The 16,793-nt window shown below is 63.4% G+C and carries 1 protein-coding gene; it reads left to right on the top strand.

The window, feature by feature from the left end; all coding sequences use genetic code 11:
- Positions 1 to 499: 499 nt before the first annotated feature.
- Positions 500 to 16,777 carry an SdrD B-like domain-containing protein gene (locus WFL22_RS10420; protein ID WP_336992709.1) on the top strand — a complete coding sequence of 5,426 codons (16,278 nt, stop codon included), beginning with the start codon at positions 500 to 502 and terminating at the stop codon, positions 16,775 to 16,777.
- Positions 16,778 to 16,793 lie beyond the last annotated feature (16 nt).

Below are 16,793 nucleotides of genomic sequence, written 5' to 3' on the forward strand. Positions count from 1 at the left end.
TGGCGCCAGTCGATTGTCGGCTCACGTTACGTCGATGCCGACGCTCCAGAGCTCGGAGTGCATGGGCAGACAGACGTTCAGATGGGATCACGGGCGCTCACGATGAGCTGGGAGATTTCCCACCTGACGGTCGGCGAATATGTTGCATGGCGTCCTTGTTCGGCTCGGTGGCTGCAACGCCCGAAAGAGGCCGTGGCGGGAAAATGACAGCTCGCCCAGGGCCTTCGGATCGTGCTCCGCGCTCGCGGTGAAGCGGCCTACAGGGGCGGGATTCGAGGATCAGAGCCGGCGCCGATGAATCAGTTGGTGGAGTGCTCAAATCTCTCATAGGATGAGTGCGGCGAAATCGCGATGACAGTTGGGATGACATCGTTGATTTCCTAGGCGTCCCGGGCATGGCGGCGCTGATCGGGGTTTCGGGCGCGCCTGCTGGCGCGGCCGAACAAAGGGGAAGGCTGCGCGCGCGCAGCTGGGGGATACATTGAAGAAGCTCTTCTCAGTGGCTGTGACCGGCGTACTCGCTGTGCTGTTGGCGTTCACGGATGTGCTGGGTGGGGCCAGCTCGATCCCCGCTGCCGTCGCCGACGAACTGCCCAGCATTACGCTCAACGGCACCGTGAGCGCCGGCGAGCCGGGGTATCTCAACCCGAAGGCCAGCGTGCTCTCGACGGGTACGGAGACGCGACTGAACTACCGCCTCGTGCCTGGATGGGCATCGGGCGCTGCCAGCGGCGTCCGGGTGATGATCCACCTGCCGTCGCTCGAATACGACGAGGCCACCGGCGAGTACCGGGTGCTGCCTCGGGATCGCGAGCCCAGCAAGCTCGGCGTGCAGGGCCGCGTGAGCGCCGGTGGTGGCTGGAACGTCATCTCCGACACGACGATGCGCGGCGGTACCCTCATCATGGAGTACGACGGCGACCTCGGTGCCGGCACGAACCCCGCCTTCGATATCTTCCTCACCACCTACAACGACGGCACCGAAGGCCCCTACGGAGGCGTGCCGGAGGGCACGACCTTCGAGGTGAACGGATCAGTCTCCTACGACATGTTCAACCGTGTCGAGGGCTCGTCGTGGAGCACCCCGCACGATCTCGACGACGAGTCGCGGGTGTCGGTGATCTCCTCTGACCTGAAGTGGGAGACCGCCATCGAGTCGTATGTGCCCGGCGGCGGACCCGACCTGGTGCCGATCTGGGATCGCTACCAGTACATCGAGTACATGTACTCGCTTTCGAACACCTCGACCAATCCCGCCGCGAACATCGACGGCTATTCGGTCACCTTCGACATTGACTCCACCGCCAGCAGTGTCAACGGCATCATCCCCTTCGATATCAACAGGTGGGTGCACAACGAGGGTGGAGCGCCGACGCCCAACCCCGACCGCAACTACACCTCGGGGCAGTTCATCGGTGTGCCGGGCGAGGGCGGCATCCTCATCTACGATGTCACCGACTGGGATGGCGAGAGTGAGCTCACCGAAGAGATCCCCTACACCTACTCGGGCACGGGCATGATCTCCATCGACCGCGAGCACGGCGCGAACAAGCAGCCGATCACCCCCGACGGGGCACAGGGGCCCAGCGCGCGGAAGTACCTCATCTCGCTGCCGCTGAGCCGGCAGGGCTTCCCGAGCCCGCCAACGAAGTTCAAGGTCACCGCCATCACGAACGTGCTGTTCGCGAAGACCGCAAACTGGGCAAAGACTCGGCTTGTCGAGCGAGAGATCGTCGCGCCCAGCTACGACTTCACCTTCTCGCACACGACGAAGCAGAACGACGTCGTGTACGGATACGAGACCTACAACGAGATCGCGGATCTCAAGAGCGCTTCGAACGCCCCGGTGTTCGATCCGCGGATCACCTACGGCGTCGACCCCGACTTCGCTATCGACAGGGTCAGCTACGAGTTTGACAAGGCCGAGAAACGCTTCGAGAACGCCAAAATCGTCTACTCCTACACCGACAAGAAGACCGGCGAGAAGGTCACCAAGACCCTGCAGCCGACACTGCGCGACGAGGCCGACACCGGCATCGTCACCCTCACCTTCGACCTGTCCGAGCTGAACAGCCTCGACTGGGACCGCAAACTGTCGTTCAGCCTCACCGGCCGCGTGAACCCGGGCGCCAGCCTGCCCGTCACCATCAAAATCTTCGGTGAGCCGTATCGCGTCGGCCCTATGAACTCAGAGGCCACCGTCGTCTACATCGAGAAGATCGCGAGCAACGACGACTTCGGCGAGAACACCACCTACACCGAGGTCGAGCACACGGCGAAGCGCGACGTGAGTTTCAACGTGATCTACCCGAAAGAGGTAGTGCCCAGCATTCAGATCAGCATCGACGGAAAGGGGCCCCGTGCGACGGTGCCTTGGAACGCGAAGAGCACGATCGATTTCCTGTTTGGCGTGAACGACACTGTCGCAGCGAACTCCACCACCACGCTGGTGCTCAACAGCGGAGCGGAACGACTCAAAGACGCCGAACTGATCCTCAAGGAGGCGCTCTTCGCCCAGGCAGAGAACGTCAGGGCCAGCTACGAAACCCTCGACGGCAAAACCGGGGTGCTCGATCTGAGCCAGTACACCGGAAGCGGAGATTTGCGCGTCGCTCTGCCGGCAGGAGTGGCGAAGGTGCTCATCGAGACCGACAAGCTCGGTTCGAACGGGGCGGTGAACTTCGCGTCAGTCGAGGCACGGGTCGGTGAGAAGCTCGACAAGCAGCACCTCGTGACGGCCGAGATCCGCACCTACCAGCCGAAGCCCTACGACAAGAACACGAAGCGACAGGCCACCGGCACAATCGATATTCAGCTGCCTAACGAGCTCATCCCGGCTGTTGACGTGGTGGGCGTGTACGGTGCGAGCAAAACTCAGAACACCACCCACGTGGGCTACGAGTCTCGCTTCGGGGTCGAGTACAAGCTCGACACGCTGGGAGTGAACTCTCCTTCCTCGGAGTACGTCATCGACATGCTGAAGGCGACGAAGACAGGCTCACTCGTCTTCTCGAAAATCGCACTGCAGAGTGCCTACCTCGACAATGCCTCCGATGTTCGCATCATCTTCGTGGATGCTGCCGGCACCAAGCAGTCCTTCACCCAGGCCGAGGTCGCCTCGGGCGAGGTGACGCTCAGCAACATCGCCAAGATCATCATCTCGGGAAAGAATCTCAGCCTGAAGGGGCTGCAAACCATAGCCATCGTCGACTACGACGCCGACATCGAGATGGGCTCCTCGCAGACAGTTCGCGCCACGTTCACCGGCACGCAGGAACCTCCCTACTCCGTTGAGAAGACCGCCACGAAGAACAACCAGATCACGGTGCGCGAGACCAAGACCGGGGTGCAGATCGAGGGCGTCAACCAGGTCACCCGCGGGCTCGGCGCCGGCAATACCTATTCGATGGAGATCTACCGCCCCTGGAGCTGCGACAGCTACACCTGCGTGATCCACGACTACACGCTCGATCAGGGGTACAAGTCGCTGGGCGGATTCACCTCGACGATCACCAGGCCCACCGCCACCTACGACAACAACAACCAGCGCGTCAGCCTCGACGTCAACATGCCCTTCGAGCACTTCGACCTGTACTACCTCAAGATCCGCGATGAGATGCGCCCCTACATCGACACCGTGAAGATCTACCGCATGGTGGGTGGAAAGGAACAGCTCTGGAAGACGGTTCCCGGCAGCGCGTGGGTGGAAAACAGCCAGGAGGGGTCACGATTCTGGCGAATCAACACCGCGCGCCCCGACATGGCCGACGACCAGCTCTTCGCGAGCTACGGACAGTGGCAGGGTGTTGCGGAGCACCCCTACTACAAGGAAGCCTGGGACGCAGACGTGCGACCCGAGGCCCCGGTGTCGCGAGTAGAAGTGAATCTGCAGTTCACACGCGACAGCAACAGCGCCGCGCCGCAGATGGCAGGCGTCAACAACGACGTCGTCGAGTACATGGGTCGTTTCCACTCCTCTTCAGTCACGGGCAAGAAGCCCACGGTGCTCACCTCCACCGACCGTATGGGCCTGAAAACAGTGCTCACCCGCACAGCCACGCACTCAGTGAACTCCCTTGTCGCCTACCCCATGGCCGAGACGAGCACGGGTGCCAACGACAACACCTCGCTGCCTGACAAAGTGATTCCGATGGGGCGGATCGGCGAGTATCTCGCGAGCATCCGCAATGTGAACACGTATCAGCCCAGCAGGTCCTACTGCCTCGGGCACGGTCCCGATGTGCACGTTCCTGCCGCTACCGAAGCCGACGAATGGCTCTGCAGCTATGATCCGGCCTCCTTCCACGACGAGATGATCTACGAGTTCACCTATCCGGCGAACCCGAAAGAAGACCCCGTCTACAACCTCGAAGCGAAGTACTTCACCGTTGCCGCCTCAACGACGCTTCAGTACCTGACAGGGGTGCGCGCATTCGACGCGCAGGGCAACGCTGTCGAGATCCGCTTCGACGCACCGCTGTCTGCGGCAGCGCGCTTCGACTACGACAACACCCAGCCGCGCGGGATCCACGACGACGGAGACGGCACCTTCACGGTCTCCTTCGGCGCAGAAGGCGGCCACCCGAAACGCTTCGAGGCGATCTTCTCGAAGGTGGCAGGATTCGGCGAGCGCACCGCGGAAATCGCGGGCGCCACCCCTGACACCCTGGGTGCATCGCTCGCCGAGGTCGATGTGCGCGTCGGCGGCGTCGTGAACGGCAACAAGGCGCTGCGCGGCACCACCAAGTTGTACCGCGTGCCCGGCGATACGGGCACGAAGACCCTCATGAGCACCACGAGCGCAACCCTCACCGGCTACACGCCGAAGCTCGGCGCAAAGCTCAGCATGGTGTTCAACGACGGTGCCACCAAGGTCTACGACTACGCAGCCAACGGTGTCGACCCCAACACCACGCGGGTTGCTGTCGGCATTGAGAACAGCTCCGAAGCCGACATCAAGGACGCCGTCATCAACGTGCGCCCCGATGCCGCGTTCCGCACGCGCGCCATCGAGATCCCCTCCGACATCTTCGCGGGGGACTGGTCTGTGCAGTCGGTGGTGGTTTCGCAGGGCACGAAGCACGTCACTCTCGACCTGGCTGACTTCACTGACCGGGGCGACGGATTCCACGTCTTCAAACTGCAACCGCTGTTCGACGACGGCACGCTCACCACACAAGACGTGCCCGTGGTGCTCGGCGGCACCGCCACGCTGCGCAAGCAGCACCTCGACAACATCGCGGTGAAGTTCGTGCCGAGGGACGCATCAGTAGGGCTGTGGGGATCGATCACCCGGGCGGCCTCCGCTGATCCGCTGCCCACGAAGATGCGAGAGGGCGGCGATGTCTTCCTCGCCGGCGTCTGGGTTGACGAGGAGGCCGGCGGCGCGAGCTGGCAGTCGAAGCCATCGTTCGCTACCGACCGCACCAAGGGTGCCACCGAAACTCTCATGTACCACACCACGTTCAACACGAACGCCGTGGTGACCTCGTACAACACGATCTCCGTCTCAGCGGGCGGCACGAACAACAGCGACAAGCCCACATACACGCTCTCGAGCGCGTCGGGGCAGGCGGCACCGCGCCTCTTCACCCGCGTTGCGAGCATGGAAACGCACGCTGTGCATTTGCAGCAGAACTTCGAACGAGCAGCGGATCCCGCACTCTTCTACGACGCCGACACGGGCGCGCAGATCGACTACCGCAATATGGCAGTCGGCGACACCACGAAAGTGCTCTACGAGCTGCGAAACGTCGGAAAGGCGGCCGCAGGCGATGATGCGCCGGGCGCGCTTCCCGTCTTCCGCCCCATCGCGCACATCGAAGCACCCGCAGGGCTCAAGATCTCGGATGTGCAGGCGAGCTCCGACTTCATGCGAGGCGACCCCAACCGTGCGGCCCGCCTCCTGGAAAGCCCCAACGCCGCAGTAGAGGTGGCCCCGGGTGCTGTGACGATCGCCACGCCCAACACCAAGCGCGCCGACGTGTCGTTCGACGTCACCCTCAACGATCGCGAATCGGTGTTCTTCTACGTGGAGTTCACCGCGGTGAACGACTTCGGGCCCGGGCTCGGCGCCACGCAGGCGAAAACCCCGCAGTGGAATGCCTATGCGCGCCCCGCCTACACGCACCACTTCATGAGCTACGACAGCACCGGCGTGAACGGCACCCGCATCACCGGCACCACCACCACGAAGAACTACGACGGCGACAGCTTTGCGGAGTCCCTGGGTCAGGTGCAGAACCACCTCTACCGCTATTCCGACCCGAACCAGCTCGTCATCGAGAGCCGATTCGACCAGGAGAACGTCTCGGGTGAGACGATGACGCTCACCGTCAAGAACATCCGCAACGAGATCCTGCACAACAACACCGACCTCGATCTGAACATCACGCTCGACGCAGGTGCGCTCGGCGCATTCGAGCTCACCGCGTTCCCGAAGCCGCAGTACCCCGCGGGCTTCACCGGAACCTTCGGCGCGAGCGAGACTGGCGTCGCGGAGCCAAAGGTGTTCTTCAAACACGGCAATGCCTGGGTGCCCGTGGCCGACTTCGATTCTGCCGTGCACTCGATGGCTGCGATCAACGAACTGCGCGTCTCCTACGGCACCGTGCCAGCCATGAACCCGGCCACCGGCACCGTCTTCGAGGCAGTGCCCTTCACGATCCCCGGCATCGGCCACTGGCGCACCGCGGGAGCGGCGACCACGAAGTCATATGTCATCACCTCACAGGCGCGCACCACGCTCACCCACCAGGATGACCAGTGGCAGCCCGTCGGCTCGTACACCTACCTCGCCTCGGCGAATCAGCGGGTATACAAGGCGATCCCCGGTGTCGAGTTCAACATCCAATCCTTCGGCACCGCCGCTGAGGCGGAAGCCAGCTATGTCGGTTCGAAGATCGGCAAGAGCGAGTACGTCGCGGGAGACGCGGTGTTCTACAAGCTGACCGCGAAGAACCACACGACCAGGCAGGGCACGGCTACGGACACTCCGTACGGCAAGGCGCCGCTGCGGCGCCCCGTCATCTACGACAAGCTGCCGCAGTACCTGCAAACCGGGCTCTCGCAGTACGTGAGCGGCGGCGAACTCGACGTGCAGGCGGCGATCGACGCCGGTGCGCTGCAGATCGTGGTGCGCACCGAAGCCGGCCAGTCGCGGGCGTTCACCCCGCCGAAGGTCACCGTGCGATCGGCCAAGGGGCTTGACATCGCCGGCTCCCAGACCTTCAACAAAGCGGGACACAACAACGGCTGGGGATTGCTCTCGAACGCCGAACCGCTGAACACCACCGCGAACCCCGCCGACCAGATCGACTTCCAGGTGTTCAGCTACGAGTTCCAGGACGAAACCCTGGGCCGCGGCGAGCAGATCGAGATTATCTACCCCTCGCGGGTGCGCACCGACATCCCGCTGCCCCGAGCCGACTACGCCGATGGCACCCCCGTGTTTGCGCCGCTCTTCGGCTGGTACGCGAGCAACGTGCCCGTCGCGAACTCCGCGATGAACACCTCCATGGATATGGCGTCGCTGCTGCACGACGCCGGTATCACTGGCGAGCGCCCCGCAGAGCTGACCGAACTCGAGTTCCTGTCGAACTCCTTCTCGTGGCAGCCCGGCTCGAATGGGCAGCGCCGCCACCCGAACAACTCCTCCGGTTCGAACCTGCAAAGCACCTTCTACGACGAGACCGCGAACAAGCAGAAGTCGCACCCCGCCTACCTGCGTGAGGGGTATGCCTCAGGCAACGACACATACAAGAACGACCTCTACCTCACCTTCGCGGCAGCCGATCTGGAAGACAACTTCCGATACGCCGCGAAGGGGCGCGTCAACGACGGGGCGGTGCAAGCTGACGAGCGCATTCTGTGGGCGCAAGACGGCATGCAGTTGAGCCGCGCCTGGCTGTATGGCGCGAGCGAGATGGTTCCTGCTGTGAAACGAAAAGCGTACGGCACCGATCCCGCGAACTTCTACGAGCACGACGGCACCCTCAACTCGTACAACCGCGAACGGCTCGGCTACACTCCCTACGTCGACGACCCGTACACCTACGCCGTGGAACTCCACGAGCGTTTCACGGTGCGGCTCCACGCCGCGAACCTCGGCGACCGTGCTGTCGAGAGCGGCCTCGAGTACACCGAGATCCTCCCGCTGGGCATCACACCATACGAGGAGGACGGCACCACCCCGATTGGCATCACCGCGGCCGACGGAAACGGGAACTCGATTCCGAGCACCTTCGAGGTGATCCAGACCCCCGAGAACGACCAGGGATATCGTGCACCGGCACAGTCGCAGGAGGCCGGATCGTATTCCGCCGCGACGCTCGATGACGGTGTGCCGTATGTGGTGCGGGTGAAGGTCGCGACGCCGCTCACAGGCATGTTCAACGCGCCCAGTTCGAGCACCAACGACAAGTACCAGCGCGTCGAGATCGGGGTGCGCGTGTACGAGGAGCGCCCGCCGGCCACAGTCGCTGACGCCACACGCCTTTCCGGTGTCTCGTACTGGCACGACCAGTTCACGCTCACCTCGATCAAGGAGGAGGAGTACCTCGAGATCTACGGCGCCACCTACGGGGGCTTCAGCGCCGGCATCAACCAGAACAACACCTGGCGCTACCCCAATGACGGCATGGCACAGGGCATCGAGGTCAACGATCTCGCGTACTACTTCGGTAGCTACACCTCCTACTTTGCCGTTGAGCCGTGGGGTGCCTACATTCGCGGCATCAACGCGCAAGGCACCACGACGACCTCGGGTGGCAAGCCCGCCATCGTCACCGGTGACCAGATCGCGATGCGCAAGCCGACGCTTCGCGTATGGAGCAAGCCGGAGAAGGATCAGTACGCCAGCGGCATCGATCCAACGATTCAGGATTTCAGCGTCGATCTCTACGAGGAGTTCACGCTCCACTCGACCGTGGAGAACCAGCAGCTGGAGGGGCTGGGAGAGTACAACCGGGTGAACAGTGGTTACAACTACTACTCGGGTGACAACCTCAATGACGACATCTGGCGGTATGCGCCGCAGACCATCGGTGGCGCTCGCGGCTCATGGTTCGAGCCGACCGTCACCATCGCCCTGCCCTACGGCGTGGCACCGGTACTCGAGGACGGCTCCTATGGCCGCTACTATCGCGACCTCGACGAGCAGCAAAACGTCAAGTTCACGGCCACTGTGAACGACATCAGCTACCGCTCATCAACATTGCGAAAGCCCGTCACCGAGTTCTTCGATGTGCGCGTGGAGATCGTGGAGAGCACTGTCGGCAAGCGATTCGTGCTGCACTTCACCGTCAATCAGGATCGCGCAGCCGACGTGGCCTACGGCCAGTCGCTCGTGATCTCGCCGCGCGTGGTGACCATCGACACCCCGACCTTTGGCCCCGACACGGACGACAGCCGGTACCAGGAGGTGCTCACCTTCGCAAACACCGAGCGCCCGGTGTTCAACCCGGTCGTTTCGGGCAGGTACACCACAGGCTCCCCAACCTCGCTCACGGAGCGAGACCAGGCCACCGGCTACCCCTATGTAAAGTCGTCGAACGGCCTGACCATCACCGCGAACGATCGCAACAGACGAGACACGACGAGCACCTGGAACACCAACATGGGTGTGCTGAAGGTGACGGAACGCCTCATTGCTGCGACGAAGAGCTACCAGGGATCCACTGCGATTTCGCTCAACAGTAATGTCCCGTGGACGGAACCAGGCGACACCTTCAGCCCCGAACTGCCGAACGACAAGCACGCCAAGTTCGGTGCCTACGGCGGCACCCTTCTGAACCTGCGGAAGCCCTCCATCACGAATGTGACCAAGGTCGTCGCCTATCCAGGTGCTTCTGAGGCGGAGAGTATCAAGGTCGACGCCGCAGGCAAGTACTGGTACACGACCCAGGTGACGAACGCTCCCGACCCGAACGTCAATCCCTACGAGATGATCAAGACCGCCGGCGATGTGCACAACTCCCGCTTCGTGGTCACGCAGCACGTCATCGAGTTCGCTGAGGCGACGGGGGAGGTGCGTCTGCAGATCGGCAACGAAATCTACGACCGCGCTGCCTTCGAAGCGATGGGCTACACCGTTGAACGGGTGACTCCCGCCGTGGTGAAGGTGGGCGAGCACCGCAATCGCATCCAGTGGCTAGTGACCCCTCCCGCGAACGAGCGCGGCACCCGCGGCGAATTGCAGTCGGGCCAGAGCTTCAAGCTGTTCACCCAGGTGCAGCTCGTGGCCGGCTACGAAGACAACGAAGTGTCCGAGGATCCCACCTGGAAGACCCCGGATCTCATCGTCGACTCATACGTGTCGCTCATTACCGACGACACGAGCCTGATCCCGACCGACGGCTCCTCGACGCAGCGACCCGAAGACTTCATCGTGCAGTCCGCGGCATCGATGGGCTACCACAGCTACGCCTCCGATACGGGCGCTGCCGTCGACATCGACGGCAATGGCGACATGGCCGGACGCTACGCTACCGATGCGGCGCAGGTTGAGATCATGAAGCCTCGCGCAGAGGTGCGTGTGAACACGACGCGCCCCCGCATCGCCTACTCCAACGGCATGTCCGGCGACAACTACTTCAACTCCTCAGACACGGTCGAGTACCTCGTGACCCACGCGAAGAACTCGGGTTCGGGTCTGAAGGAGTTTGTCGTGGAGAACATACTTCCCACGCACAAGACCAACGACACCACCGTCTCCGTCAGCGGACTGCCGCTGACGACGACAACGATGTACCTGACCTCGGGTGCGTGGGAGCTGCCACAGGCGACGCTGGATCACCTCGCCGCCGACGGCACCGACGTCGATGATGCCTTCCGCAGCTACGTCTACGTGTCTCATGAACTCGCAGAGAACGGCTACGAGGGCGGCGACTGGAAACTGCTCAACCCCGGTGGCAGCTCGATTCTCAGCAATGAGAAGCTGACCTTGAACACCAGTGCTGAGCGCACCGATGTCAAGAAGTTCCGCGTGGTGGTGAAGGCGCTTCAGCCGGAACGCTACCTGGTGCCGCAGGGCCTGCGTCTTGACATCGACGCCGACCCCGTTGCCGCGGGCAAGCAGTCGGTGCTCGACACTGATCCCACCAACCAGAGCATCACCCAGTACCCCGCCTCGGTGACCGACAATGCCGTGCGGGTGGGGCTGCGCGCTTCGTCGACGGCGAAATCGACGCTGTTCATCTTCGGTACCGCACAGGCGTGGGGCAACTATGTGAGCACGAGTGTGTCGAAGCTCGCCCAGAGCCAGACCCGCTCCTACCTCACACCGTCGCGCCCCGTCGTCAATGTGAAGTACGACGCGCTCTACTACCGCAGCGATTCGTCCCGCCCCGCGACCGAGCGTTTCGGCTGGTCCGACATCATGGCCATCGCGCCGAAATCGTCGCCGCACCTGAAGTTCACGGGCGAGTTCATCAACGCCGACGACACCATGTGGTCGCGCGATGAGGACAACACCTACTCCGAAGACACCCTCGTCGACCCCTTCGTGACGTTCCAGTTGCCGACGGTGATGGAGTCGGGAGGCGCGTTCACCTATGTGCCCGCTGACCAGATCACTCCCGAGCACCCGCTCAGCAACGAGCACCGTTCGCGCTACTCGCTGACGGGTAAGGAGAAGAACCTCTGGACCTGGAAGCTGGTGCGCGCAGACGGCAGCGAGGCGAGCCCTGATTCGCACTTGAAGTACACCGATCTCTACGCGGGACCGTGGCCTGGCTTCGACCGCAACGTCGTGTCGATCTGGTTCGAGGGCAATGTCTACCCCGGTGACAAGATCGTGGTCGAGTTCATCGGGGCTGTCGACGCCTACTCGCCGGGAGCCGAAGCAGAAGACCTGAAATCGCGTGCGGTGGTCACCAACAGCACCGGTCTGCTCTACCCGCTGAACTCGCAGCAGAACTCGGGCAACCGCTTGGGCTACTCGACCGACTTCACCGACTTCAACAAGAACAGCCTGATGAACGACAGGCTCGTGTTCTCGGAGCGCACCCTGTTCCAGTACGAGACCTACGACAACTTCGGTAAGCGCAAGATCGCCTACTCCGATCTGAACCGGGCAGGCACCGTGGCGCCGGAGATGACCCCGGTGCGCGAGGGCGGCGACTTCTCCTTCGAGGTGTCCGTTGACAACTCGAAGGAATCGGGAGACCGGGCCTACCCCTATCCGATCCTGTACGACGTGCTGCCATTCTCCGGCGACACCTCCATCGGCAACGCAACTCTGCAGCGAGGCTCGCAGTATTCGGCGTGGCTGCGCAGCGACGGGATGAAGTTGGAGCGCGAGGGTGCCGAGAAGAAGACGTACCAACCCAACGAGTACACGGTCTACGTCGGTCCCTTCACGAAGCAGGGCGGCAAGATCGTCGACGCCGCGATGGTGCCGCACGCCGATGCCGTAACCGAGTCGTTCTACGACTCCCTCGGCACCCCGGGTGCGGCCTCCACGGTGCGCGACCGCCACTTCGTGAAGCTTGATGAGCTCAAGGCCGATCCCGAGCTGCTGAAGCGGGCCAAGACCCTCCTCGTGCTCTTCAACAACCCGACCGAGCAGCTGCCCGGTCAGAGCAAGCTCAAGTTCACCTACCAGATGAAGGCTCCGCTCAACGCCCCGGCCTACCTCGAACAGTTCGACGATGCCGAGCGCAAGCCGAACGCGGCGCTCTGGAACTCCTTCATGGCGACGCAGCGCGTGAGCCGCTTCATCCCGCAGGAATCGAACCTTGCCGGCTCCTTCGTTACCGAGAAGCGGGATCACGTCTACCTCGGCAACTACGTGTGGCACGACGTGAACTACAACGGCGTCCAAGACGAGGGCGACCCCTTCGTTGACGGCAACGGCCGCACGCTGCTCAAACCGTCGAAGGATCTCAATTTCGACGGCAAGATCGACGACCCGGGCATCAACGGTGTTCGCGTCAGCCTGCTGACCCCGAAGGGCTACAACGTCGACGCGCTGGGCAACCCCATTCATCAGGTGGGGAACCAGTGGGAGGTCGTCGACGAGGCCACGGGCAAGTCGGTGCTCGACGAGGTCTTCCTGCAGCCGATCCGCTCGGCGGGCCCGCTGACAACGCTCACGGAGACCGACTACAACGGCAATCACGGCTATTACACCTTCTCGAACATTCAGCCGGGCGACTATCGTGTGATGCTCGAGTTCCCGAAGGCCTACGACTCGTTCTCGGCCACGACGACGGAGGTGTTCAAGCGCGCGGGCGTGCAGGTTTACGCGCCGGGCAAGACACTCGATGTGCCGGCTCCGGTCGACAACTCAGCACTGAGGACGATCAGCGAGGCGGCCAGGGTAGACAGCTCCACCAGTGATGCCGAGCGCATGAGCTTCGATTTCGGCGTCGCCGAGACACTGCGCGTCGGCGGCATGGTGTTCCAGGAAGGCATCGACTCCCTCGATGGCTACCAGGCGGGACCGGCCGAGCCCGGCATCGCCGGCTACCACGTGTACCTGAAGCGCATGAACGGTGAGACCGCCGTCGACGCCTACGGGAAGCCGATGGTCGCTGTGACCGACGCGCAGGGCAAGTACGCCTTTGACGTATTGCCTGTCGACCGCGAGTACTACATCGAGGTGACCGACCGTAACGACGGCTTCAACCCCGAGTGGGTGGTTTCGCCGTTCGTGCATCACATCGACCCCTTCACCGAAGCGAACGACAATGACGGCTTGACCGAGAAGGGGACGAAGGTCGTCAAGACCAACACGCTGCGGTTCGATCTCGAAGGGCTCTTCGCCTCGGGCTTCGCCGATCGCGAGTCGGTGAGTATCGGTTTCTACGAGAAGTCGACCTCAGGTGTGATCGGCAACCGGGTTTGGGACGATCTCAACCGTGATGGCGTGCAGGATGACGGCGAGCCGGGCATTGCGGGCCAGGCGCTCTCCCTGCAGCAGTACGTGCGTCCCAGCGGAGGGGAGTGGACCCGCACCGGCTTCACGCAGTCCACGGTGTCGAACGCCGACGGCTATTACTACTTCACGAAGGTGCCGAGCTCGATCTTCGAGGCTGGCGAGCCTGTCGAGACGAAGTACCAGGTGGTGGTCGATCGGCTCGTCGACGGCTACACCTTCGCGCTCGCCCATCAGGGTTCGGCGGCCGATGCCGCTGAGTTCGACTCGGACTTCTTCCCGAATGGCACGATGCACCGCAACGCGAAGGTGGGCGACTACCTCGTCAGCATCGGCGACTTCGATGAGGCGACGGGCGTGATGTACGGCGTCAACGACAACACCGTCGATCTCGGCCTGGTCGCGCACGCGCGCTCGACGCTGTCTGGGGAGGTGTTCATCGACACCGACGGGGACGGCGTGAAGAACGACGCCGCGAAGGCCGAGAAGCGCTACACGGCGACGCTCGAGGTGCTGCACCAGGGTGCCTGGGTGGAAGCCAAGCAGGACGCGCAGGGGTTCATGATCGAGCCGGCAGCGGCGCAGAGCACGGATCGCCCGATCCGCAGTACCGCGGTTTCCTCGTATTCCTTCGACAAGCTGCACATCATTGATTCGGTGCAGCGGGTGCCCTACGAGTATCGGGTGCGGGTTTCCGAGATCCCGCTGTGGCAGGCTGTGACGAAGCTGCATGTCGGTGCTGATCCGGCGCGCGACAACGACTTCGTGCACGATGCGCGAACCATCGCCAACTCGGCGGTCTCGGATACGCGTATCCTCGGAAAGCTGCAGCAGGGTCAGCTGCTGCCGATCGATACCTTCACCGGGGTGCCGGCTGAGCACGTCGATCTCGGCCTCACCGAGTTCGAGACCGAGGTGACGATCGGCGATCGCATCTGGCATGATCGCGACGGCGACGGCGTGCAGGATACCGGTGAACCCGGTCTCAAGGGTGTCGACGTGGTGCTGAATCGGGTGGTCGCGGGTGCGTTGGTGCCCGTCGAGCGCACGCGCACCGGCGCCGACGGTGCCTACGAGTTCACCGCGAAGGTTGCAGACACTGACCCCGCAAGCCCCGGCTATCAGACGCCGTACGTGTACGCGGTTGAGTTCAATCTGAGCTCGCGGCAGACGCTTTCGCCGACGGTCGTCGACGGCGTGGTGACGGAGTCGAAGTTCGCGAACCTGGAGCTTGCGGGTGCTCCTCGATACAGCCACGCTGTGCAGGATCCCCGCCACACCGCGGTTTCCGAGGAGGTCACGCTCGTTGCGGCCGACGCGAACGGCTATGCGCTTTACGACACGGCGGCGAGCACCGAGCTTGTCGACGGCGGCGTCGTGGTGCATGATTCGGTTCGGGTGATCGGCGACACCGTCTTCGATGACCGTGATCGCGACGGTGTGCAGTCGGCCGGTGAGCCGGGCCTCGGCGGGCTCACCGTGAAGCTCTTCAAGCTGAACCGCGACACCGGCCTCTGGGAGGCCTCGCAGGGGGCTGGCACATCGTCGTCAACGGTCACGGACGCCAACGGCGAGTACCGCTTCGCGGTTGAGGTGGCGGATCTCGACAAGGCTTCTCCGCACTATCGTGAGGCCGAGGAGTACCGTGTGCTCGTCGAGGCTCCTGCGAATATGCGTCTCGTGGAGATCGGCAATGCCTTCTTCTACGCGGGCGCCGCGGATGTCGATGGCATTGCGATCGACAAGCCCTTCAGCTACGTGCTGACCGATCCGATCAGCCTGGTCGAGTTCGGCGTTGACGGCGTTGATCTCGCGACTGCGCATGATGTGCTGACCGCTGATGCTGGCTTCGCGGTGTACCCCACCTCGGTGGTCATCGGCGGCCGGGTGTGGGACGATGCTGATCTCAACGGTCTGCAGGATGCCGGCGAAGCAGGTGTTGCGGGCCGCACGGCGGTGCTGTGGGAGCTGATCGATGGCGAGTGGCAGGAGATTGCGGATCTTGCCGGGAACAGCAGCGTGCAGACGGGCGCCGACGGGGTGTACGCCTTCGAGGTGAGTCCGACTCACTATGAGGAGCACGAGCCCGGATTCCTCGCACCGCGCGAGTACCGCGTCACCGTTGAGCGTGAGGGGTACCACGTGTGGTCGCCGATGAACGTTGGCGATGACCCGGCGATCGACAGCGATATCAGCCCCGCTGAGCCTGATTTCGGCACGCGTTACACCGGCGTCACTCGTTCCTTCGCGATTGCGGATCAGAACGGCGGTGTGGTCGATGTTGCGAGTGTGCGTGATGATCGCGCTATGGATGTCGGTCTGAAGGTTTACGATCACGAGGTGCTCATCGGTGGAACGGTTTGGGATGACACCGATGAGGACGGCCGCCAGCGGTCTTCCGAGCCCCCGTTGCCCGGCCAGCTGGTGACGCTGTGGGAGCGGATCGACGGCGAGTGGCGGGTTGCGGAGGATGCCCGCGGGCATGCGACCCAGCTCACCGACGACGCCGGCCGCTACGAGTTCGAGGTGTACCCGACGAGCTATGACGAGGAGTCGGACGCCTTCCTGCAGCCGAGGGAGTACCGCACTACTGTCGGCGAGCCCCAGGGCTACCGGCTGAGCCGTGGCAGTCTCGTGGCCGGCCTGGAAGAGGGGCGTGTGGTCTCCGCGAGCGCGCAGATCTCCGAACTCGATGAGGACGGCAAGGTCGATCTTTCGGCCAGCCGCGACGACCTCACGCTCGAGTTCCCGTTTGCGGCGGTGCCGAAGCCGGCTCTGGCGCTGACGGGTTCTCAGTCGATCCTCGCCTTCGGCGCGCTGGTGCTTGCGCTCGGCGGGCTCGTGGTGCTCATTGGTGTGCGGCGTCAGCGAAGCAAGCGCGGAAGCGAGGCGGCCTGATGGAGGGGAACGCGGT

The sequence above is a fragment of the Leucobacter sp. VD1 genome (assembly GCF_037150695.1).
In the GTDB taxonomy this organism is placed as follows: Bacteria; Actinomycetota; Actinomycetes; order Actinomycetales; family Microbacteriaceae; genus Leucobacter.